Origin of the sequence: Streptomyces durhamensis (assembly GCF_000725475.1) — a bacterium.
Taxonomy (GTDB): Bacteria; Actinomycetota; Actinomycetes; order Streptomycetales; family Streptomycetaceae; genus Streptomyces; species Streptomyces filipinensis.
In genome coordinates this window covers 122,519-143,934 of sequence record NZ_JNXR01000002.1, presented here as the reverse complement: position 1 = coordinate 143,934, position 21,416 = coordinate 122,519, and the positions used below count along the sequence as shown (strand labels likewise).

The window sequence follows — 21,416 nt, the reverse complement described above, 5'->3', positions numbered from 1 at the left end:
CTGTTTCGCGTCGTACGTTCCCGTACGCCTCGTACGCTTCTGCGCCCCCGGTTTGAAGACTCTCGCACCTGGCGTTCCGTTCCCGGATCCCGGCACGCTTCGGGCACGAATATTGCGTGGCCGACAGCCGGACCCCGGGACTAGGCTCCTGCGCTTCGGTGTCGAGCGGTCCAGGGAGGTCGACTGACGTGGGCGCGGGACGGTTGTACGGGGCCGTCGCGGCGGGGGGATTCAGACGGTACGCGACGTATCGGGCCGCCACCGCGGCAGGGGTGTTCACGAACACGGTCTTCGGGCTGATCCTCGTCTACGCGTATCGCGCGCTGTGGGACGAGAGACCGCACCTCGGCGGGTGGGATCAGTCGCAGGTCGTGACGTATGTGTGGCTGGGGCAGGCCCTGCTGGCGACGCTCGCGATCGGCGGCGGGGGCGTCGAGAACGAGTTGATGGAACGCATCCGTACGGGGGACGTGGCGATCGACCTGTACCGGCCCGCCGACCTGCAGCTGTGGTGGCTGGCGACGGACCTGGGCCGGGCGTTCTTCCAGCTGCTGGGACGGGGGGTGGTCCCCTTCCTCTTCGGCGCGCTGTGCTTCCCCGTGTACTTACCGCGGGACGCCGGCACCTGGATCGCCTTCCTCGTCGCCGTGCTGCTGGCGATGCTCGTCGGGTTCGGGATCCGGTACCTGGTGGCGCTGAGCGCGTTCTGGCTGATGGACGGCATGGGTGTGACGCAGATGGCATGGCTCGCGGGCTATTTCTGCTCGGGCATGCTGCTGCCGCTGAACGTCTTCCCGGGGGCCCTCGGCGAGGTCGTACGGGCTCTGCCGTGGTCCTCGCTGCTCCAGGCGCCGGCGCAGATCCTGCTGGGGCACGCGGATCCGTTCGGCACGTATCTCTTCCAGGGGGCGTGGGCGGTGGTGCTGCTGGGCGCGGGGCGGCTGGTGCAGGCGGCGGCGACACGTCAGGTGGTGGTCCAGGGTGGGTGAGACCGGCCGGGTGCGGGAGGGCCTGCGGACCTATCTGATGATCGCCGGGATGTGGGTGCGGTCCACGATGGCCTACCGCGCCTCGTTCGTGATGACGACGTTCGGCAGTTTCGCGACGACCTTGTTCGACTTCGTCGGGATCTTGCTGATGTTCTCGCGGGTCGACGCCCTCGGCGGCTGGTCGCTGCCCGAGGTGGCCTTTCTCTACGGTGTGTCCGGTACCGCCTTCGGGCTGGCCGACCTGGTGATCGGGTCGATGGAGCGGCTGGGGCGGCGGGTGCGCGACGGCACGCTGGACACGCTGCTGGTGCGCCCGGCGCCGGTGCTGGCGCAGGTGGCGGCCGACCAGTTCGCGCTCAGGCGGCTGGGCCGGGTGGTGCAGGGCCTGCTGGTGCTGGGCTGGTCGCTGCCGCGGCTGGACGTCGACTGGACGGCGCTGAAGCTGCTGCTGATGCCGGTGATGCTGGTGAGCGGCTGCGGGATCTTCTGCGCGGTGTTCGTGGCGGGGGCGGCCTTCCAGTTCCTGGCGCAGGACGCCTCGGAGGTGCAGAACGCCTTCACCTACGGCGGCGGGGCGCTGCTGCAGTATCCGCCGACGGTGTTCGCGAAGGAGCTGGTGCGCGGGGTGACGTTCGTGCTGCCGCTGGCCTTCGTCAACTGGCTGCCCGTGACCTATGTGCTGGGGCGGCCGTATCCGCTGGGGCTGCCACGGTGGGTGGCGTTCTCCTCGCCGCTGGTGGCGGTGGGGTGCTGCGCGCTGGCGGGGCTGGCCTGGCGGGCGGGACTTCGTTCGTACCGGAGCACAGGGAGCTGACAGATGACGGACGGCGACTTCATCGTGCTGGAGCGGGTCGAGAAGGTCTTCGACGTGCGCAGGAAGACGGGGTTCCTGAAACGGGAGCGGCGTCAGGTACGGGCGGTGGACTCGATCTCGTTCACCGTGGCGCGCGGGGAGATGGTCGGGTACATCGGGCCGAACGGTGCCGGGAAGTCGACGACGATCAAGATGCTGACCGGGATCCTGACGCCGAGCGCGGGGCGGCTGCGGGTGGCCGGCATCGACCCGTCGAGCGAGCGCAGGCGGCTGGCGCACCGGATCGGGGTGGTGTTCGGGCAGCGTACGACCCTGTGGTGGGACCTGCCGCTGATCGACTCCTACCGGCTGGCGCACCGCATGTACCGGATCCCGGACGCCCGTTACCGGGAGAACCTGGACCGCTGCGTCGAACTCCTCGAACTGGGCGAGCTGCTGGAGGTGCCGGTACGGCAGCTGTCGCTCGGTCAGCGGATGCGCGGGGACATCGCGGCGGCCCTGCTGCACGACCCGGAGGTGCTGTACCTGGACGAGCCGACGATCGGTCTGGACGTCGTGTCGAAGGCGAAGGTCCGCGGGTTCCTGCGGGAGTTGAACTCCGAGCGCGGCACCACCGTGCTGCTGACCACGCACGACCTGCAGGACATCGAGCAGTTGTGCTCGCGGGTGATGGTGATCGACCACGGGCGGCTGATGTACGACGGTCCGCTCGCGGGGCTGCACGAGGCGGGGGAGAGCGAGCGGACGCTGGTGGTGGACCTGGAGCGGGAGCTGCCGCCGGTCCGGGTGCCGTCGGCGCGGGTGGTGCGGGTGGAGGGGCCGCGGCAGTGGCTGGCGTTCCCGGCGGGGCAGTCGGCGGCGCCGCTCGTGGCGCATCTGGCGGCGGAGTACCCCCTGGTGGACCTGTCGGTGCGGGAGCCGGACATCGAGGCCGTCATCGCGAAGATGTACGCGGAGAAGGCGGTCTCGTAGGCTTCTGCCATGACCGACGACGCACGTCCGGATCTCCGGGCCGCCGACGCCGACCGTGAGCGGGTCGCCGAGGTCCTCAGGGACGCTCTGGCCGAGGGCCGGCTCGACATGGAGGAGTTCGAGGAGCGGCTGGAGGCGGCCTACAAGGCGCGCACGTACGGCGAACTGGCGCCGCTCACCCGCGACCTGCCGGCGGCCGGCGCCGCGGCGCCGCCCGCCCCCGTGTCCTTCACCAAGGCCCCGGCGCAGAGCGGAGGTTGGGCCGATCGGATCGTGGGGGGCGAGGGTTCCTCGACGGGCGCGGTCGCGATCATGTCGGGGTTCGAGCGCAAGGGCCGCTGGACGGTGCCCAGGCGGTTCAACTGCTTCGCGTTCTGGGGCGGCGGTGAGATCGACCTGCGTGAGGCGAACTTCGCGGACCACGAGGTCGAGATCAACTGTGTGGCGATCATGGGCGGGATGCAGGTCACCGTGCCGCCGGGGGTCGAGGTGGTCGTCCGCGGCATCGGCATCATGGGCGGCTTCGAGCACCCGAGGGACGGCGGACCGCCCGAGCCGGGCGCGCCGCGGGTGGTCATCAGCGGGCTCGCCTTCTGGGGCGGGGTCGGTGTGGAACGCAAGGTCACGCGGGCGGAGCAGAAACGCCTGAAGGAGGAGCGCCGTCAGGAGCGGCTGGAGCGCAGGGAGTCCCGCCGCGAGCTGCACCGGGCGCGCCGTGAGGACCGGTACGAGGAGCGGGAGCGGCGTCGGGGGCACTGAGCGCCCTCGCCGGCTGCGGACCCGTCGCCGGCTGCGGGCCCGTCGTGGCCGGTCGCGCCCGCGCCGTCAGGGCCTCGTGTCGCCCCGGCCCCGCGCCCCCCGGGTCACTTCGTGCAGACCTTGGTCAGTTCGCCGGCGGCGTCCGTGACCGGGCCGACGTCCGGTGTCCTGTCGCCGTTCTTGATGGCCGTACGCACGTTGCCCACAGCCTTGTTGAGGTCGTCGACGGCCTTGTTGACATCGGCGTTGTCGGTCTTGTCGCCGATCTTCTGCAGGTTCTTCTCGATGGAGTCGAGGGAGGCGTCGGCCTGGCCGGGGTCCTTCGCGGCGTTCTCCACGGCCTGCTGGAGGTCGGTGACGCTGTCGGCGATGGAGTCGGCGGTCTGGACGCAGTCCAGCGCCTTGTTCACGGCGTCGCAGCCGGTGGTGAGCCCGGTCGTGAGCGCGGCGAGCGCCACGGCGGCGACGGCGGTGAGACGGCGTCGGCTGACGGCCATGGTGGTGTTCCCTCCCCTGGTGAAACTGTCCGTAGCTAGGACGTCGGGGAGGGCGCGCGGGTTGCCCGCGCGCACCTGTTTTGTTGGTCTGCCCTTTACTTTGCGAGCGTGGCCTCCAGGGCGGCGCGCTGGTGGGCGGCGAGTTCGCCGCAGCCGGCGACGGCGAGGTCCAGCAGGGCGTCGAGTTCCGCGCGGGCGAACGGCTCGGCCTCGGCGGTGCCCTGGACCTCGACGAAGCGGCCGTCGCCGGTGCAGACGACGTTCATGTCGGTCTCGGCGCGTACGTCTTCCTCGTAGCGCAGGTCGAGCAGCGGGACGCCGCCGACGATGCCGACGGAGACCGCGCTGACGGTGCCGGTGAGCGGCTGCCGGCCGGCCTTGATCAGCTTCTTGCCCTGGGCCCAGGCGACGGCGTCGGCGAGGGCGACGTAGGCGCCGGTGATGGCGGCGGTGCGGGTGCCGCCGTCGGCCTGGAGGACGTCGCAGTCGAGGACGATGGTGTTCTCGCCGAGCGCCTTGTAGTCGATGACGGCGCGCAGGGAGCGGCCGATGAGCCGGGAGATCTCGTGGGTCCGGCCGCCGATCTTGCCCTTGACGGACTCGCGGTCGCCGCGGGTGTTGGTGGCGCGCGGGAGCATGGCGTACTCCGCGGTGACCCAGCCTTCGCCGCTGCCCTTGCGCCAGCGCGGGACGCCTTCGGTCACGGAGGCGGTGCAGAAGACCTTGGTGTCGCCGAAGGAGACGAGGACGGAGCCCTCGGCGTGCTTGCTCCATCCTCGTTCGATGGTGACCGGGCGGAGCTGTTCGGGGGTACGGCCGTCGATGCGAGACATGCCGATGAGCCTAGCCGTACCCGGGAAAGGGGCTCCTCCCGTGTCGGGAAGAGCCCCTTACAGGTGACCCCGGCTCGAACGGGGTCTCACATCATGTCTTCGATCTCCGCGGCGATCGGGTCGGCGTCGGTGCCGATGACGACCTGGATGGCGCTGCCCATCTTGACGACGCCGTGGGCGCCGGCGACCTTCAGGGCGGCCTCGTCGACCAGCGAGGGGTTGGACACCTCGGTGCGCAGCCGGGTGATGCAGCCCTCGATCTCCTCGATGTTGTCGATGCCGCCGAGGCCGGCGACGATCTTCTCAGCCTTGCTGGCCATGTTGCTTCTCCCTGATCCGAACCGCTTTGTCGCAGTAACCCACAGTTGGCTCATCTTCGCGAGCGGTCATGCCGCGCGTGCCGAATGATGGCGATCACGACAGCGGAACCGTCCGCCAACTGGTCTACACCACAGGGGGGACGGTCGCCAAACCGCGCCTGAGTCGAGTGGCCGGGAGGACGCCCATGAGCGCCGAGAGCGCACCCGCGGACAGCACGGTGAGCCCGGCGCGGGAGCGCTGGAACCGGCTGTTCCAGGGGCTGCAGAAGATGGGCCGCAGTCTCCAGCTGCCCATCGCGGTGCTGCCGGCCGCGGGCATCCTGAACCGGCTGGGGCAGCCGGACGTCTTCGGCGGCCAGGGCCTGGACTGGACGGTCGTGTCGAAGGTGATGAAGGGGGCGGGCGGCGCGCTGCTCGACGGCTCCCTCGGTCTTCCGCTGCTGTTCTGCGTGGGCGTCGCGATCGGCATGGCGAAGAAGTCGGACGGCTCGACGGCGCTCGCGGCGGTGGCCGGCTTCCTCGTCTACTACGGCGTCCTGCACCAGTTCCCCCAGGCGTGCCCGGGCGGTTCGAAGGCGTTGCCGGACATCGGCTGCCAGGTGACCGTGGGCGCGGGGAGCGGTGCGGTGACGCCGTACACCTTCCAGAACCCCGGCGTGTTCGGCGGCATCGTCATGGGCCTGCTGGCGGCCTTCTTCTGGGCCCGCTTCCACCGCACCCGGCTGGTGGACTGGCTGGGCTTCTTCAACGGCCGCCGGCTCGTCCCGATCATCATGGCGTTCGTCGGCATCGCCTTCGCGGCGCTGTGCCTGTGGATCTGGCCGCCGGTCGGCGCCGGCCTGGAGAGCTTCAGCCACTGGCTGCGGGACGCGGGGGCCTGGGGCGCGGGCATCTTCGGCGTCACCAACCGCGCGCTGCTCGTCATCGGGCTGCACCAGTTCCTGAACGTGCCCATCTGGTTCCAGTTCGGGACGTACACGCCGCCGGGCGGCACGCCGGTGCACGGCGACATCAACATGTTCCTCGCGGGCGATCCGCACGCGGGCCAGTTCACCTCCGGGTTCTTCCCGATCATGATGTTCGCGCTGCCGGCCGCCGCGCTGGCCATGACCCACTGCGCCAGGCCGCAGCGCCGCAAGGAGGTCGGCGGGCTGATGCTGTCGGTGGCGCTGACGTCGTTCGTCACGGGCATCACCGAGCCGATCGAGTACTCGTTCCTGTTCATCGCCCCGGCGCTGTACGCGGTCCACGCCGTGCTCACGGGTGTGTCGATGGCGGTGACCTGGGCGCTCGGGGTACACGACGGCTTCAGCTTCTCGGCCGGCCTCATCGACTACGTGATCAACTGGGGCCTGGCGACGCGGCCGTGGCTGATCATCCCGATCGGCCTGTGCTTCGCGGTGGTCTACTACGCCGTCTTCCGGTTCGCGATCACCCGGTTCGACCTGAGGACTCCGGGGCGCGAGCCGGAGGAGCAGGTCGAGGACGTCACCAAGGCCTGAGCCCCTTTAGCACACCGGCACGCCGCGTAGCGTTGCGGTAGCGGATTTCGTGGTTCCTTATCCCGCCTTCATCGTGCTACAACAGGTCTACACCACTGAGTGGTGTAGACCACCACCGATGGAGGAACCATCCATGAGCACCGCCACCGCCACGGCGGCTCCCGCGAAGAAGCGGGGATCCGGCCTGTTCCAGGGCCTTCAGAAGGTCGGCCGCAGCCTGCAGCTCCCGATCGCCGTGCTCCCGGCGGCGGGCATCCTGTTGCGTCTCGGCCAGGACGATGTGTTCGGTAAGGACGGCCTCGGCTGGAACAAGGTCGCGGCCGTGTTCGCCACCGCGGGCGACGCCGTCTTCAGCAACCTGCCGCTGCTGTTCTGCGTGGGTATCGCCATCGGTTTCGCCAAGAAGGCCGACGGCTCCACCGCCCTGGCCGCGCTCGTGGGCTTCCTGGTGTACAAGAACGTGCTGACCGCGTTCCCGATCACCGAGGCGGTGATAACCAAGGGCGCGGACATCCCCGCCACGTACAACGACCCCAAGGTGCTCGGCGGCATCGTCATGGGCCTCATCGCCGCCGTCGTCTGGCAGCGCTTCCACCGCACCAAGCTGCCGGACTGGCTGGGCTTCTTCAACGGCCGCCGGCTGGTCCCCATCCTGATGGCCTTCATCGGCACCGGCGTCGGTGTGCTCTTCGGTCTGATCTGGGAGCCCATCGGCAACGTCATCACCGACTTCGGCAAGTGGATGACCGGCCTCGGCGCGGTCGGCGCGGGCCTGTTCGGTCTGATCAACCGCGGTCTGCTGCCCATCGGCATGCACCAGTTCGTGAACACCGTGGCCTGGCAGGAGATCGGCAGCTACAAGGACTCCGCCGGTGCCCTGTGGCACGGTGACCTGCCCCGCTTCTTCCACGGCGACCCGACCGCCGGCCAGTTCATGACGGGCTTCTTCCCGATCATGATGTTCGCCCTTCCGGCCGCCGCCCTGGCGATCACCCACTGCGCCCGCCCGGAGCGCCGCAAGGCCGTCGGCGGCATGATGCTGTCCCTCGCCCTGACCTCGTTCGTCACCGGTATCACCGAGCCGATCGAGTTCGCGTTCATGTTCATCGCCCCGCTGCTCTACGCGATCCACGCGGTCCTCACCGCGGTGTCGATGGCGGTGACCTGGTCGCTGGGCGTGCACCACGGCTTCAGCTTCTCGGCCGGCGCGATCGACTACGTCCTCAACTGGGGTCTGGCGACCAAGCCCTGGATGATCATCCCCATCGGTCTGGTCTTCGCGGCGATCTACTACACGGTCTTCCGCTTCGCGATCATCAGGTTCAACCTCCCCACCCCGGGCCGCGAGCCCGAGGAGGAGGTCGAGGACCTCACCAAGGCGTAGCGCTCCGCTGGAACGCGCCCCCTCAGAGCACGCGAAAGCCCCGGAACCGAGGGAGGTTCCGGGGCTTTGCGCTGTGCGGTCGGCTAGATCTCGTACGTCAGCCTCGGCGCGGCCAGTTCCACCGGGCCGCCGAAGACCTCGCGGGCGTCGCGGAGGTTGACCTGCGGGTCGGTCCACGGCGGGATGTGGGTGAGGACCAGGCGGCGTGCGCCCGCGCGGGCCGCCGACTCACCCGCCTCCCTGCCGTTGAGGTGCAGGTCGGGGATGCTCTCCTTGCCGTGCGTGAACGCCGCCTCGCAGAGGAACAGGTCGGCGTCCCGGGCCAGCTCGTCCAGCGCCGCGCTGACCCCCGTGTCGCCGGAGTACGTCAGCGACCGTCCGCCGTGCTCGATGCGGATGGCGTACGCCTCCACGGGGTGGCGGACCCGCTCGGTGTGCACCGTGAACGGGCCGATCTCGAACGTGGACGGCTTCACGGTGTGGAAGTCGAAGACCTCGCTCATGGACGAGGCGGAGGGGGTGTCGGCGTAGGCCGTGGTCAGGCGGTGTTCGGTGCCCTCGGGGCCGTAGACCGGGATCGGGGCACAGCGGCCGCCGTCGTGGCGGTAGTAGCGCGCGACGAAGTAGGCGAGCATGTCGATGCAGTGATCGGCGTGCAGATGACTCAGGAAGATCGCGTCGAGGTCGTAGAGACCGCAGTGGCGCTGCAGCTCGCCGAGGGCGCCGTTGCCCATGTCGAGAAGCAGCCGGAAGCCGTCGGCCTCGACGAGGTAGCTCGAGCAGGCCGATTCCGCGGACGGGAACGACCCCGAGCAGCCGACGACGGTGAGCTTCATGAAGCAGAAACCTCCGTTGGCGGAAAGATCAAAAGGGCAGGAAACGGGGTCGTGCGGTGCGTCGAGCGTAAGGCGCGAAAGCGCGGGTCGCTCCTCCGCCAGGGGCCGTTGTGGGCGAACTCACCTGTGCTGTCACCGGTTCGGCTGGACCCGGGGCGCAGAAGGATACGAAGAGGGCGCGCGATCCTCGGCGCGCGCCGGTAACGTCGTCGTATGGACACGTCCTGGTGGCTGGCGCTCGCGGCGGTGGTACTCCTCGCCCTGGTCGCCACGCTCGTCGACGGCTGGGGACGCGGCCGCAGGCCCGCCGGGCGCCGCCTGAGGCCGCCCGGCCGCCCGGGAACGCGCCGGGCGCAGGCCGCCCGGCCGGTCCCGGGGGACATCTGGTGGGCGGACGTCCCCTACGAGGACCGCGCCGAGGTGAAGGACCGGCCCTGTCTGGTGCTGGCGGTGCGCGGGAACCGGGCCACGGTCGCGAAGATCACCAGTAAGTACCACGACGAGCGGGCCGGGGTGATCCCGCTGCCCCCGGGCGCGGTCGGCGACGCCCGGGGCAGGCCCAGCTTCCTGGAGACCGACGAGCTGCGCGAGGTGCCGGTCGGCGACTTCCGCCGCCGGGTCGGTGTGGTCGACCCGGTCCTGTGGGACCAGGTACGGCACCTGGCGGGTTAGGAAGCGCCCCCACGGGGCGCGGGGCGGTCACCGCACGTTCACCGTCACCGTCCACTCCTGGATGCCCTTGCACGAAACCTGGCCGGAGGCCGTCGGCTGGGCGCACAGCGGACGGGACGACGTCAGCTTCACCGTTCCGGGCGCCACCGCCTGGTACGCGGCCGTGGCCTGGCCCGGCTGGATGACGAAGCCCGCGTTGATGCCCTTCAGCCCGGTGCCGGCGGCCGCGACCGGCTTCCACGGGCGGGACTTGGTGCCGTCCAGGGCGAGGCGGACCTCGCCGCCCTTGGCCACGCACACGGTACGGCCGCTGTCGGCGGCCTTGAGCTGGACGAGGGCCGCGCAGCCGCCCTTGCCCGGTGCGGAGGAGGCCGGCGCTGACGGCTTGCCGGCGCTTCCGGTGTCGGTGCCGCTGTGCGAGCCGCATCCCGCGAGGAGAAGCGCTGCCGCCGCGAGGGCGAGGGACGTCGTCGTACGGCGCATGGGAATTCGCCTTTCTGCCGTGGCCGCACGGGGTCGGCCGCCTGGTGCAGATGTGACGTACCAGCACGACGAAAGGATCCCGCACGCGGAGGGTTTCCGCGTGCGGGACCGCTTGTCCGGTTTCGCGGGGGATCAGCCGGTCGTCAGGGCGGTGTCGTCCACGACGAAGCTGGTCTGCAGCGAGGAGTCCTCCACGCCGTTGAACTTCAGGGTGACCGTCTGGCCCGCCAGCGAGGACAGGTCGAAGGTCTTCTGCGCGTACCCGGAGGCGGCGTTGACGTTCGAGTACGTCGCCAGGGTGGTCGAACCGGCGGTGACGGTCAGCTTGTCGTACGCGGTGCTGCCGGTCTCGGCGGTGTCGATGTGCAGGTAGAAGGTGAGTGTGGCCTTGCAGCCGGCCGGGATCGTCACCGACTGGGACAGCGTGTCGGTGTGCGAGGAGCCGTAGCCGTCGAGCCAGGCCTTGTAGGAGCCGCTGTGGGCGGCCTCACCGGAGTCGGTGGTGATGACGCCGCTGCTCGCGCTCCAGCCGGTGCTACCGGACTCGAAGCCGGGGTTGGCCAACAGCTGGGAGGAACTGCAGCCGCCCCCGCCGGAGCCGACGGTCCAGGTGAAGGAGGCCGAGCCGGAGGCGCCGGTGGAGTCCTTCGCGGTGACCGTGACCTGGTAGGTGCCCGCGGTGGACGCCGTACCGGAGATCAGGCCGGTGGAGCTGTCGACGGACAGTCCGGTGGGCAGGCCGGATGCGCTGTAGGTCAGGGCCGCGCCGGCGCTGTCGCTGGCGTGGATCTGCAGGCTGACCGAGCTTCCGGTGGTGGTGGACTGGCTGCCGGGGTTGGTGACGTTCACCGTGTTGCCGCTGCTGGAGCCGGCGGTGAAGGCGGCGGTGCCGTTCGGGGTGCCCCAGCCGGTCGGGCCGTCGTAGCCGGCGGTCGCGGTGCAGAAGTACGAGGTCGAGCAGGAGCCGTTGCTGCCGCTGGTGACGTCGTACAGGTTGCCCGTGTGCTGGTACGGGTACTTCGCCGGGTAGTCGCCGGAGCCCGGGGTGCCCGCCAGGGCGTAGACGCCGGCCACGATCGGGGCGGAGGCGCTGGTGCCGCCGTAGACCGCCCAGCCGGAGCCGCCGTAGGTGTCGTAGACCGCGACGCCGGTGGCCGGGTCGGCGACCGCGGAGACGTCGGCCTCCATGCGCTTGGAGCAGCCGGAGTCGGTCTGCCAGCTCGGCTTGGCGTCGTAGGCGGAGCAGCCGGAGCCGGTGCCCTCGGTGGAGCTGGTGTGCCACACGGACTCGGACCAGCCGCGGGAGTTGGAGGCGGTGGTGAGCGCGGTGCCGCCGACGGCGGTCACGTACTGGGAGGTCGCCGGGTACTCGGCGCCGTAGGCGGAGTCACCGGAGGAGACGGTGATGGCGACGCCCGGGTGCTTGAAGTACTGGGTGTCCTCGCCGGTCTGGGCGGAGGACTCGGAGCCGCCCCAGCTGTTGGAGACGACCTTGGCGCCGAGCGCGACGGCCTCGTTCTCGGCGGTGCCGAGGTCGGAGTCGTTCGCGGAGTTCGCCTCGACCAGGACGATGCTGCAGTTCGGGCAGACCGCGCTGACCATGTCGAGGTCGAGGGCCTCTTCACCGGCCCAGCCCGTGTCGTTGGTCGGCAGCGAGGTGGTGGAGCCGGTCTGGCTGACCTGCTTGAAGCAGCCGTTGGCCTTGGTGCAGGCGGACAGGCCGTAGGTGGAGCGGTAGGTGGCCAGGTCCGACTCGGCGTTGGGGTCGTTGTAGGCGTCGACGATGGCGACCGTCAGGCCGGAGCCGCCCGTGGTGGGCAGGTTGTAGGCGCTGTGCAGGTTGGCCGGGGAGAGGCCGGAGGGCGCCGCGGCGGCGAGCGCCGAGGCGAGGCGCTGCTTGATGTCGGTGCGGCGCTGGGCGAAGCAGGACGCGTGGCCCGGCTGGGCGGTGGCGCACAGACGGGTCGTGGGGACCTTCTGGCCGGCCTTGCCGGTGGAGTGGTAGGTCTGGCGGCCCGGGGCGGTCAGCGCCTTGTTGTTCTGCGTGACCTTGGAGGTGGGGGGGTGGGCCGCTGCGGGCCGGGCCCCGGCCGCCGGCGCCGCGACGAGCCCGGCGACGGTGAGGGTGAGGGCGGGGAAGGCGACGGCGACGAGTCTTCGCAGACTCCGTCTCCGCCGGCTCGGGTGTGACTCACGCATGGGGTACTGCCTCCGTTGACGTGGGGATGCGCACTGGATTGGCAGGCCCGTGACGCGCGTAGCGGCGGCGAGACCGCGCAGTCATGAGCATGACATTCGCAGACACCTGACATGGCCGCTGGGTGAGCGTGACATGTCAGGGTGCGGGGAGGAACGTAGCTCCGGGCCGGGCGCGACCGGCAGTGCCGCACACATTTCTTTGCCTGGCCATAGGAATGGCTTAGCCCCCTCTAGGGAGGGGGCTGGTGACCGCTTGAGGCACGTTAATGCGGTGTTACGCCCAGAGCTGGCCCTGCAGCGTCTCGATGGCCTCCTCGGTGGTGGCCGCCGTGTAGACGCCGGTGGACAGGTACTTCCAGCCGCCGTCGGCCACGATGAAGACGATGTCCGCGGACTCCCCCGCCTTGACCGCCTTGCGGCCCACACCGATCGCCGCGTGCAGGGCGGCGCCGGTCGACACGCCCGCGAAGATGCCTTCCTGCTGCAGGAGTTCACGGGTGCGGGTGACCGCGTCGGCCGAGCCGACCGAGAAGCGGGTGGTGAGGACGGAGGCGTCGTAGAGCTCGGGTACGAAGCCCTCGTCGAGGTTCCTGAGGCCGTACACCAGGTCGTCGTAGCGCGGTTCGGCGGCCACGATCCGGATGTCCGGCTTGTGCTCGCGCAGGTACCGGCCGACGCCCATCAGGGTGCCGGTGGTGCCGAGGCCCGCGACGAAGTGGGTGATCGAGGGGAGGTCCGCCAGGATCTCGGGGCCGGTCGTGGCGTAGTGGGCGCCCGCGTTGTCCGGGTTGCCGTACTGGTAGAGCATCACCCAGTCGGGGTGCTCGGCGGCCAGCTCCTTGGCCACGCGCACGGCGGTGTTGGAGCCGCCCGCCGCCGGCGAGGAGATGATCTCGGCACCCCACATGCCCAGCAGGTCCCGGCGCTCCTGCGAGGTGTTCTCCGGCATCACGCACACCATGCGGTAGCCCTTGAGCTTGGCCGCCATGGCGAGGGAGATGCCGGTGTTGCCGGAGGTGGGCTCCAGGATGGTGCAGCCGGGGGTGAGCCGGCCGTCCTTCTCCGCCTGCTCGACCATGTGCAGGGCGGGGCGGTCCTTGACCGAGCCCGTGGGGTTGCGGTCCTCCAGCTTGGCCCAGATGCGGACGTCGGGGGACGGCGACAGCCGCGGCAGGCGCACCAGGGGTGTGTTGCCCACCGCGGCCAGCGGGGAGTCGTAGCGCATCGCTGCTCAGGCGCCGATCAGCGCATGCCGCCGGCGACGGCCGGCAGGATCGTGACGCTGTCGCCGTCGGACAGCTTGGTGTTGATGCCGTCCAGGAAGCGGACGTCCTCGTCGTTCAGGTAGACGTTCACGAAGCGGCGCAGCTGGTCGCCGTCCACGATGCGGGCCTGGATGCCCGCATGCCGGGTCTCGAGGTCGGCGAACAGCTCGGCGAGGGTCTCTCCGCTGCCCTCCACCGCCTTCTGACCGTCGGTGTACGTGCGGAGGATGGTCGGGATGCGGACCTCGATGGCCATGGTGGTGGGCTCCTGTCGGAAAGGGTTCGTCGATTCGGTGCGCGCGCACGCGACTGCGCGCCGCGGCTCACGGCCGTACGGCGGCGGGGAACGTCAACAGATGGCGCTGTTCAGCCTGCACAGGTCGACGTGCAGCCGCGCCACGAGCAGCACGCTCGGCGTCTTGTCGCTCACGTCTGTCAGAACCATGCGCTCATCGTAACGATTCCCGGTCCGTGTCCCGGAGTGTGATTCCGTATGCCGGACGCTTTTGGTCCGGTGCGCGAGACTAGTAGGCCTCCACCACGGTGACCTGCTCCTCCGTGACCTCACCTGCGACGATCCGGAAGGAGCGGAACTGGAACTCGCCGAGGCCGTCGGTGTCGGCGGTGGACACCAGGACGTAGTGGGCACCGGGCTCGTTGGCGTAGGAGATGTCGGTGCGGGACGGGCGGGCCTCGGTGGCCGTGTGCGAGTGGTAGATGACCACCGGCTCCTCGTCGCGGTCGTCCATCTCCCGGTAGAGCTTGAGCAGGTCGCCCGAGTCGAACTCGTAGAACGTCGGCGACATGGCCGCGTTCAGCATCGGGATGAAGCGCTCGGGGCGGTCCGAGCCCGCCGGACCCGCCACGACACCGCACGCCTCGTCGGGGTGGTCCTTGCGCGCGTGGGCGACGATCTGGTCGTACAGGGCCTGGGTGATGGTCAGCATGTCGGCCAGCATAAGCAGAGGGGCCGTCCCGTACCGAGGGATGGTACGGGACGGCCCATATGGTGGACGTCCTGAGCGGCGGCCGCCGGGGGCGCCACGAGAGCTCCCGACGGCCGGACGTCCTTTCCGGTGGCTTGTCGCCCGGTCAGCGCTTGCGGAAGGCCGCGGCCTCCGGGTTGCGGCGCTTGAGCAGCCAGTAGGAGACGCCGAGGATCGCGGCCCACAGCGGAGCACAGTAAAGCGACACCCGGGCGTCCTTGTCGATCCCCATGAGCACGATCACCATGAGGATGAACAGCAGGGCGAAGACGCTCGTGTACGGCGCGCCCGGCGCACGGAACTCGCTCTGCGGCAGCAGCCCGCGGTTCGCCTTCGCCCGGTAGCGGATCTGGCAGAGCAGGATGACGATCCAGGCCCACATGCCGGAGATGGTCGCGAAGGAGACGACGTAGTCGAACGCCTTGCCCGGCCACTGGTAGTTGATCCAGACGCCGACCAGCATCAGCGCGGCGGAGAACGTGGTGCCGACCAGCGGCGTACCGCTGCGCGTCAGCTTGGTGAAGAACTTCGGGCCCTGGCTGTTGAGCGCCAGGTCGCGCAGCATGCGGCCGGTGGAGTACATGCCGGAGTTGCAGGACGACAGCGCGGCGGTGAGCACGACGAAGTTGACGATGCCGGCGCCGGCGGCGAGGCCCATCTTCTGGAAGGCGGCGACGAACGGGCTGACACCCGGGTGGAAGTTCGTCCACGGCACGACCGACAGGATCATGATCAGCGCGCCGACGTAGAAGACGGCGATGCGCCACGGCACGGTGTTGATCGCCTTCGGCAGCACCTTCTTGGGGTCCTTGGACTCGCCCGCGGTGACACCGACCAGCTCGACGGCGAGGAAGGCGAACATCACCATCTGCAGGGTCATCAGGGTGTTGCCGACGCCGTGCGGGAAGAAGCCGCCGTCGTTCCACAGGTGGGCCACGGAGGCGGTGTCGCCGGCGTCGGAGAAGCCGATCGTCAGGATGCCGGCGCAGATCAGGATCATGCCGATGATCGCGGTGACCTTGACCATGGAGAACCAGAACTCCAGCTCACCGAAGAGCTTCACGGAGATCAGGTTGGCGGCGTACAGCACGATCGTGAAGATCAGGGCCGAGACCCACTGCGGGATGTCGAACCAGTACGTCATGTAGGCGGCCGCGGCCGTGACCTCGGTGATGCCGGTGACCACCCAGAACAGCCAGTACGTCCAGCCGGTCACGAAGCCCGCGAAGGGGCCGATGAACTCGCGCGCGTACTCCGAGAACGAACCCGACACCGGGCGGTACATCAGCAGCTCGCCGAGGGCCCGCATGATCAGGAAGATCACGAAACCCGCGACGGCGTACGCCAGGATCAGGCTGGGGCCGGCCTTCGAGATGCCCTTGCCCGCGCCGAGGAAGAGGCCGGTGCCGATGGCACCGCCGATGGCGATCATCTGGATCTGGCGGGATCCGAGCCCGCGCTGATACCCCTCGCCGCCCTCGCTGTCCTCTGCCCGCACGGCCTCGTTGCCGTCGCGATGCTGGTCGACCTGCGCTGAGGTCATGTGTGGTGCGCCTTTCTCCATGCCGACCCGGGCCTTTCGTCGGCCTCGGATCGGGTTTCGATCCCCCCGGATTGCTGGAGCTGTTGCCTGGCCGACGGTCGTCGGCTCGGTGGCGCACCCGGCTGCACATGGGTGGTGCGGGCCGGGCGGTCGTGAAGATTTATCACGGCCGCAATATTGATCACCGCAAGGGAGTGTGACGCACCACACAGGTAAAAGCGGACAAACAACGCCTGAATGCGTCAAACCAGGCCGCAACGGTGACGGGATCGTTATCCGGATTTGAGTGTCCTCTGAGCGAACACTCCGGGCGACACCTTTGGTGACGTAATCCCCCGATCAGGGCATAAGGGTGGCGACCAAGGTCTCCTGGAGTCCGCCGAGCCACAGATAGGCCATCACCATCGGCTTGCGCGGGTCCTCGTCGGGGAGGCCGTAGAGCAGATCGGTGTCGTCCTCGTCGGTGATCTCCAGCCGGGCGCCGATCGCGAGCCGCAGGTCGTTGAGGACGCCGAGCCACTGCCGGGACTCCTGCGGCACCAGCTTCAGTACGGCACCGCCCTCGTCCACCGGGGCGAGCGCGTCCAGGGCGCGGATCACCGCGAGCGCGTTCTCGCGCTTGCCGGCGCGCAGGTCGTTCTCGGTGTAGCGGCGGAACTCGGCGGAGTGGGCCCGGCGCCGCTCGGCCTCGGCGGGCGAGTCCGGGGCCTGCTCGGGGTCGCTGTAGGCGTCCGGGAAGAGCCTCCTGAGCACCGGGTCGGCGGGGGGCTCGCTCGGTCCCTCCGCGAACAGCCCGGCGAGCGGGTCCTCGGAGCCGCCGGCGCCGGGGCCGGGTCCGATGAGCTCCAGGAGCTGGACGGCCAGCGACCGGATGATGGAGATCTCGACGTCGTCGAGCGCGACGGCCGCGCCGCCGCCGGGAAGCGGTTCGAAATGTCCGGGCATGTAAGTCGGTTCGCTACTTCCGGTCCTGCTGGAGGGTGGCCCACAGACCGTAACCGTGCATCGCCTGCACGTCACGCTCCATCTCCTCGCGCGTACCGCTGGAGACGACCGCCCGGCCCTTGTGGTGGACGTCGAGCATGAGCTTGGTGGCCTTGTCCTTGGTGTAGCCGAAGTACATCTGGAAGACGTACGTCACATAGCTCATGAGGTTGACCGGGTCGTTGTGCACGATCGTGACCCAGGGGACGTCGGGCTCGGGTACGGCGAAGACCTCCTCCGCCGACTCGGTGCGTTCGATCTCTACGGGCGCGGGTGACGTCACAGTGCCCATGCTGCCACGGCGAGGAAAAATCGTCACACTGACGAAATGGGGGTAGGATCGCTTGCCATGAACACAGCGGACCTTGGGCTGCCGGTGGATGTCCCCTCGACGGCGCTCTTCACGGACCAGTACGAGCTGACGATGCTGCAGGCCGCTCTGAAGGCCGGTACGGCCGAACGGCGCAGCGTGTTCGAGGTCTTCACCCGGCGGCTGCCCGAGGGACGCCGGTACGGCGTGGTGGCGGGCACCGGACGCGTCCTGGACGCGGTGGAGAACTTCCGCTTCGACCCGGGCGTCCTGGGCTTCCTGCGCGAGCGGAAGATCGTCGACGAGGACACCCTGAAGTGGCTGGCCGACTACCGCTTCAACGGGGACGTGTGGGGCTATGCCGAGGGCGAGGTCTACTTCCCCGGCTCGCCGGTCATGCGGGTCGAGGGCACCTTCGCCGAATGCGTCCTGCTGGAGACGGTCATCCTCTCCATCCTCAACCACGACTCGGCCATCGCGGCGGCCGCCTCCCGCATGGCCTCCGCCGCGGGTGACCGCCCGCTGATCGAGATGGGCGCGCGCCGCACCCACGAGCTGGCGGCCGTCGCCGCGGCACGGGCGGCGTACGTCGGCGGCTTCACCACCACCTCCGACCTCGCGGCCGGCTTCCGCTACGGCATCCCGACCGTCGGCACCTCGGCCCACGCCTTCACCCTCCTCCACGACCGCGAGCGGGACGCCTTCCAGGCCCAGGTCGACACCCTCGGCCGGGGCACCACGCTGCTCGTGGACACCTACGACGTCGCCGAGGCCGTCCGTACGGCGGTGGAGGTGGCCGGCCCCGAGCTGGGCGCGGTCCGCATCGACTCCGGCGACCTGCTGCTCGTGGCCCACCGGGTGCGGCAGCAGCTGGACGAGCTGGGCGCGACGAACACGAAGATCGTCGTGACCTCGGACCTGGACGAGTACGCGATCGCCTCGCTGGCCGCCGCCCCCGTGGACGCCTACGGCGTGGGCACCCAGCTGGTGACCGGCTCCGGGCACCCGACCGCCTCCATGGTCTACAAGCTGGTCGCCCGCGCCGAGACCGCCGACCCGAAGGCCGCACTGGTGCCGGTCGCGAAGAAGTCCAGCGGCGGCAAGACCTCGCTCGGGGGCCGCAAGTGGGCGGCGCGCCGGCTGGACGAGGACGGGGTGGCGGAGGCCGAGGTCGTGGGCACCGGCCCGGTCCCGGCGGACCTCGCCGACCGTCAGCTGCTGGTCGAGCTGATCAAGGGCGGTGACGTGGTGGCCCGCGAGCCCCTGGACGTGCCGAGGGACCGCCACATCGCCGCCCGCGCCAATCTCCCGCTCTCCGCCACCCAGCTGTCCCGGGGGGAACCCGTCATTCCGACGGAGTACGTCAACGGGCGCTCGGGTAGCTAAAGCGGGACCGTCGTCCGCCCCCTCGAACGCCCCCTCCCGCACGGGCCCGGAAGTCTCTAGGCTCAGTTACTTAACCCTTAGTCGAAGGACACCCACCATGCGCCGCGCCTTGATCGTCGTAGATGTGCAGAACGACTTCTGCGAGGGGGGCAGCCTCGCGGTGTCCGGAGGTGCGGACGTGGCCGCCGCCATCACCGAACTGATCGGCCAGGCGGCCGGCACCGGGTACCGGCACGTGGTGGCCACCCGCGACCACCACATCGCCCCCGGCGGCCACTTCGCCGACAACCCCGACTTCGTCCGCTCCTGGCCCGCGCACTGCGTCGCGGGCACGGAGGGCGTCGGCTTCCACCCGAACTTCGCCCCCGCCGTCGCCTCCGGCGCGGTCGACGCCGTCTTCGACAAGGGCGCCTACTCGGCGGCCTACAGCGGCTTCGAGGGCGCCGACGAGAACGGCGTCCCGCTGGCCGACTGGCTCCGCGCCCGCCACATCGACGAGGTCGACGTGGTCGGCATAGCCACGGACCACTGCGTGCGCGCCACCGCGCTGGACGCGGCGCGGGAGGGTTTCCGTACGCAGGTCCTGCTGGACCTGACGGCGGGGGTCGCCGAGGAGACCACCGAGCGGGCGCTGGAGGAGCTGCGGGGGGCCGGGGTGGAGCTGACCGGTAAGCCCGTCGTCTGAGCGCCGCCCGGCGCACCCCTCAGCGCAGCAGCGACCCGAAGACGTGCTGCCACTCGTTGATCACCTGGGTGATCTGTGACGACGCGCCCGCCGCGGCGCTGAGGGCGGCCAGGGCGTTCCTGCCGCGGCGCCGGTTCCCGTCCGCGTCCGGATCGGCCACCGCCGCGGCCACGTCCACGACGTTCTCCAGGTGGTCCGCACGGTCCTCCTGCGCGAGGTCCGGGTCTGCCTGGACGGCCGCGGTCAGGGCGTTGACCGCTTCCGCGGCCTGCGTGTCCCCGCGCTGCATCACGGCCGCCATGTTCGAGTTGATGATCTTCAGCGAGTTGGCGATGTTGATCACGCCGATGTTGATCCTGCTCCCCTGCCCGTTCTCTCCGGAGTTCTCCGCGTACTGGGGCATGAACCTCAACACCTCCACCAGGTAGTGCAACCCGAAGGTCACATGGACGCGATGCATACGGGACCGGACCTCGGGCACGACCGCGTCGGGCCCCCAGGAGCCGACCGCCTCGAACCCCTCGGTGGTGCTCCTGAAGCCGTCGGGGACGGCGTCCGTGACGAACCCCTGCAGCAGCCGGCCGGCGGTGCTCCAGTCCTGCGGCGCCATCGTGAACCCGCCGTGCGGGGTCGTGGCGAGGCGCCGGGCGTGCCTGTCCACGTACTCGGCGATGCGGGGTCCGAGCACTTCCGTGGTCATGTTCTCCCTGAGCCTGGCGGACCCGACCGGAGACAGCCGCGGCGGCGCCGGGAACGGCGGGAGCGCGCGCAGCCCGCGGGCGGCCGTGAGCAGTTCCTCGCGCAGGCCCCGCAGGAAGTCCTCCCACTGCCCGGCCGGCCGTACGGGGGTGCCCGGCGGCTCGGAGACGGTGTCGCCGCCGGTGCGCCACCGCCGCAGCGTCGCGCCCCGCTCCTGCACCCGGTCCGTCTCGGCCGCCGCACGCGGATGCAGCACGGACAGCAGCTCCGTTCTGGCCCCCGCCCAGGCGAGGACCCGGTACAGCGTCTGCGCTGCCTCGGGGCGCAGCCGGAAGCCCTCCTCGACGGGGCCCCAGTCGTAGCCGTTCCTGGCGCGGTAGCGGCCGGGACGGCGGCCGCCGCCCGCGGCGAGCGGACGCAGGGCCTCGGCGTGCGCCTCGGCCTCCCGGGCCAGGGACCGTACGAGCCCCGTCACGACCTCGGTGCACAGCCGGCGTGCCTGCTCAGGATCGGGAAGGTCCAGCGCGGGGCGGGAGGGCAGCTCGGTCCGCACGAACCGGATGGCCTCCAGACCTGATCCGGCCGGTTCGACCGTGGCGGGAGCGGGCCGCAGCCCGCTGCTCTCCTCGGGCCGCTCCAGGCCGCCGCGCTCCCACTCCCGTACCTCGGTCCCGATGCGGGACCGCTCCCTGCTCGCCGTCTGCCGCGCCCGCGCCTGCCGCTCCGGCGCGTACCTGCCCCACAGCCACACGCCGCCGCCGATCAGGCTGCCCCAGACGTAGAGGTTCCCCGCGGTCTGCCCGGCCCAGGCCGCGACGCACAGCCCCACGATCCACAGAACGACGCCCCCGCACATCCCGCACCCCCGCCTCCTCAGCTCCTCAGGGGATGCCCATCCGGGGGGCGCGGGGAACCGCGCGAGCGGCCGCGACGGGCCCGAGAGCCGGCCGCGCACCCCACTCGCTCGGCGGCTAGACCACCGCTGACCTGCGAAGCAACGCCCGGATGGGGTGCCACAGCTCATTGACGATGACACCGTTGTCCGCCGGTGCCGTGCGCCATATCAGGCCGTCCGGGTGGTGCAGCACCGCCGTGATCTCGTCCGGCGTGGGGGGTGCGGCGTTCCCCCGGAGGTAGATCGCCCGCAACCCCAGGTTGCGGAGCCTGGTCAGGGCCCGGGCCCGGTTCTGGGCGTGCACCAGGACGCGCACCCCGGCGGAGCCGTAGGGCAGGTTCAGTGCCACCACGACCGTGCCGTTCGGCAGTTTGCAGAAGCCTCCAGCGGCCATGCGGTCACA

Annotated in this window: 23 protein-coding genes and 1 pseudogene; 9 read left to right on the top strand and 15 right to left on the bottom strand. The window is 70.4% G+C overall.

Annotation, left to right across the window (positions count from 1 at the left end; all coding sequences use genetic code 11):
- The first annotated feature begins 188 nt into the window (after positions 1-188).
- The 4 genes and pseudogenes from IO33_RS0102345 to IO33_RS0102330 all read left to right on the top strand — a co-directional run bounded on the left by IO33_RS0102345 (position 189) and on the right by IO33_RS0102330 (position 3,682).
- The gene (locus tag IO33_RS0102345; protein WP_031159546.1) at positions 189-989 is read left to right on the top strand and encodes an ABC transporter permease; all 801 of its coding nucleotides are present in this window, start codon (positions 189-191) and stop codon (positions 987-989) included.
- A 37-nt stretch (positions 990-1,026) separates the two neighbouring features.
- The gene (locus IO33_RS0102340) at positions 1,027-1,803 is read left to right on the top strand and encodes an ABC transporter permease (protein WP_107069215.1); all 777 of its coding nucleotides are present in this window, start codon (positions 1,027-1,029) and stop codon (positions 1,801-1,803) included.
- A gap of 3 nt (positions 1,804-1,806) precedes the next feature.
- Entirely contained in the window at positions 1,807-2,775 is a 969-nt protein-coding gene (locus tag IO33_RS0102335; protein ID WP_031159542.1) for an ABC transporter ATP-binding protein, read from the top strand.
- 9 nt (positions 2,776-2,784) lie between these two features.
- Positions 2,785-3,682 (top strand): annotated as a pseudogene (locus IO33_RS0102330) (DUF1707 SHOCT-like domain-containing protein).
- On the opposite strand, the gene IO33_RS0102325 reads toward IO33_RS0102330, so the two are convergent.
- The 3 genes from IO33_RS0102325 to IO33_RS0102315 form a co-directional block, all read right to left on the bottom strand.
- Positions 3,639-4,031: a hypothetical protein gene (locus IO33_RS0102325; protein WP_031159537.1), complete on the bottom strand. Its 393-nt coding sequence runs from the start codon at positions 4,029-4,031 to the stop codon at positions 3,639-3,641. The pseudogene IO33_RS0102330 and the gene IO33_RS0102325 overlap by 44 nt on opposite strands.
- Before the next feature lie 95 nt (positions 4,032-4,126).
- Positions 4,127-4,864 (bottom strand): ribonuclease PH, encoded by a 738-nt coding sequence (gene rph, locus IO33_RS0102320; protein WP_031159534.1) that lies wholly within the window; start codon positions 4,862-4,864, stop codon positions 4,127-4,129.
- Positions 4,865-4,950: 86 nt separating this feature from the next.
- Positions 4,951-5,184 (bottom strand): PTS sugar transporter subunit IIB, encoded by a 234-nt coding sequence (locus IO33_RS0102315; RefSeq protein WP_031159531.1) that lies wholly within the window; start codon positions 5,182-5,184, stop codon positions 4,951-4,953.
- 185 nt (positions 5,185-5,369) lie between these two features.
- On the opposite strand from IO33_RS0102315, the gene IO33_RS0102310 reads away from it, so the two are divergent.
- Together IO33_RS0102310 and IO33_RS0102305 are read left to right on the top strand one after the other, a co-directional pair.
- The gene (locus IO33_RS0102310; protein WP_031159530.1) at positions 5,370-6,686 is read left to right on the top strand and encodes a PTS transporter subunit EIIC; all 1,317 of its coding nucleotides are present in this window, start codon (positions 5,370-5,372) and stop codon (positions 6,684-6,686) included.
- Positions 6,687-6,819: 133 nt separating this feature from the next.
- Positions 6,820-8,070 (top strand): PTS transporter subunit EIIC, encoded by a 1,251-nt coding sequence (locus IO33_RS0102305; RefSeq protein WP_031159528.1) that lies wholly within the window; start codon positions 6,820-6,822, stop codon positions 8,068-8,070.
- An 83-nt stretch (positions 8,071-8,153) separates the two neighbouring features.
- Here the strand turns inward: IO33_RS0102305 and IO33_RS0102300 are convergent, their stop codons facing one another.
- Positions 8,154-8,906 (bottom strand): MBL fold metallo-hydrolase, encoded by a 753-nt coding sequence (locus tag IO33_RS0102300; RefSeq protein ID WP_031159525.1) that lies wholly within the window; start codon positions 8,904-8,906, stop codon positions 8,154-8,156.
- A gap of 213 nt (positions 8,907-9,119) precedes the next feature.
- On the opposite strand from IO33_RS0102300, the gene IO33_RS0102295 reads away from it, so the two are divergent.
- A complete protein-coding gene (locus tag IO33_RS0102295; protein ID WP_031159523.1) occupies positions 9,120-9,578 on the top strand; it encodes a type II toxin-antitoxin system PemK/MazF family toxin in 459 nt (152 codons plus the stop codon).
- Between the two features lie 27 nt (positions 9,579-9,605).
- Here IO33_RS0102295 and IO33_RS0102290 read toward each other — a convergent pair whose 3' ends face one another.
- The 9 genes from IO33_RS0102290 to clpS all read right to left on the bottom strand — a co-directional run bounded on the left by IO33_RS0102290 (position 9,606) and on the right by clpS (position 17,330).
- A complete protein-coding gene (locus tag IO33_RS0102290) occupies positions 9,606-10,061 on the bottom strand; it encodes a hypothetical protein (protein ID WP_031159521.1) in 456 nt (151 codons plus the stop codon).
- Positions 10,062-10,193: 132 nt separating this feature from the next.
- Complete coding sequence (locus IO33_RS0102285) at positions 10,194-12,260, bottom strand: putative Ig domain-containing protein (RefSeq protein ID WP_031159520.1); 2,067 nt, start codon at positions 12,258-12,260, stop codon at positions 10,194-10,196.
- A 274-nt stretch (positions 12,261-12,534) separates the two neighbouring features.
- Positions 12,535-13,485 (bottom strand): PLP-dependent cysteine synthase family protein, encoded by a 951-nt coding sequence (locus IO33_RS0102280; protein ID WP_031159519.1) that lies wholly within the window; start codon positions 13,483-13,485, stop codon positions 12,535-12,537.
- Between the two features lie 17 nt (positions 13,486-13,502).
- Complete coding sequence (locus tag IO33_RS0102275) at positions 13,503-13,781, bottom strand: MoaD/ThiS family protein (protein WP_031159518.1); 279 nt, start codon at positions 13,779-13,781, stop codon at positions 13,503-13,505.
- A 93-nt stretch (positions 13,782-13,874) separates the two neighbouring features.
- Entirely contained in the window at positions 13,875-13,970 is a 96-nt protein-coding gene (locus tag IO33_RS53730; protein ID WP_342448257.1) for a putative leader peptide, read from the bottom strand.
- A gap of 79 nt (positions 13,971-14,049) precedes the next feature.
- Complete coding sequence (locus IO33_RS0102265) at positions 14,050-14,472, bottom strand: M67 family metallopeptidase (protein WP_031159517.1); 423 nt, start codon at positions 14,470-14,472, stop codon at positions 14,050-14,052.
- Positions 14,473-14,617: 145 nt separating this feature from the next.
- A complete protein-coding gene (locus tag IO33_RS0102260) occupies positions 14,618-16,054 on the bottom strand; it encodes an amino acid permease (protein WP_031159511.1) in 1,437 nt (478 codons plus the stop codon).
- A 339-nt stretch (positions 16,055-16,393) separates the two neighbouring features.
- Complete coding sequence (locus tag IO33_RS0102255; protein WP_031159509.1) at positions 16,394-16,999, bottom strand: DUF2017 domain-containing protein; 606 nt, start codon at positions 16,997-16,999, stop codon at positions 16,394-16,396.
- 13 nt (positions 17,000-17,012) lie between these two features.
- Positions 17,013-17,330: an ATP-dependent Clp protease adapter ClpS gene (gene clpS, locus IO33_RS0102250; RefSeq protein ID WP_031159507.1), complete on the bottom strand. Its 318-nt coding sequence runs from the start codon at positions 17,328-17,330 to the stop codon at positions 17,013-17,015.
- Positions 17,331-17,387: 57 nt separating this feature from the next.
- On the opposite strand from clpS, the gene IO33_RS0102245 reads away from it, so the two are divergent.
- Together IO33_RS0102245 and IO33_RS0102240 are read left to right on the top strand one after the other, a co-directional pair.
- Positions 17,388-18,734 carry a nicotinate phosphoribosyltransferase gene (locus tag IO33_RS0102245; RefSeq protein WP_031159505.1) on the top strand — a complete coding sequence of 449 codons (1,347 nt, stop codon included), beginning with the start codon at positions 17,388-17,390 and terminating at the stop codon, positions 18,732-18,734.
- Positions 18,735-18,831: 97 nt separating this feature from the next.
- The gene (locus IO33_RS0102240) at positions 18,832-19,419 is read left to right on the top strand and encodes a nicotinamidase (RefSeq protein ID WP_031159503.1); all 588 of its coding nucleotides are present in this window, start codon (positions 18,832-18,834) and stop codon (positions 19,417-19,419) included.
- 19 nt (positions 19,420-19,438) lie between these two features.
- Here the strand turns inward: IO33_RS0102240 and IO33_RS0102235 are convergent, their stop codons facing one another.
- Together IO33_RS0102235 and IO33_RS0102230 are read right to left on the bottom strand one after the other, a co-directional pair.
- Positions 19,439-20,974, bottom strand: coding sequence for a hypothetical protein (locus IO33_RS0102235; protein ID WP_031159501.1), 1,536 nt, complete (start codon positions 20,972-20,974; stop codon positions 19,439-19,441).
- 115 nt (positions 20,975-21,089) lie between these two features.
- Entirely contained in the window at positions 21,090-21,407 is a 318-nt protein-coding gene (locus IO33_RS0102230; protein ID WP_031159498.1) for a hypothetical protein, read from the bottom strand.
- Between the last annotated feature and the right edge of the window lie 9 nt (positions 21,408-21,416).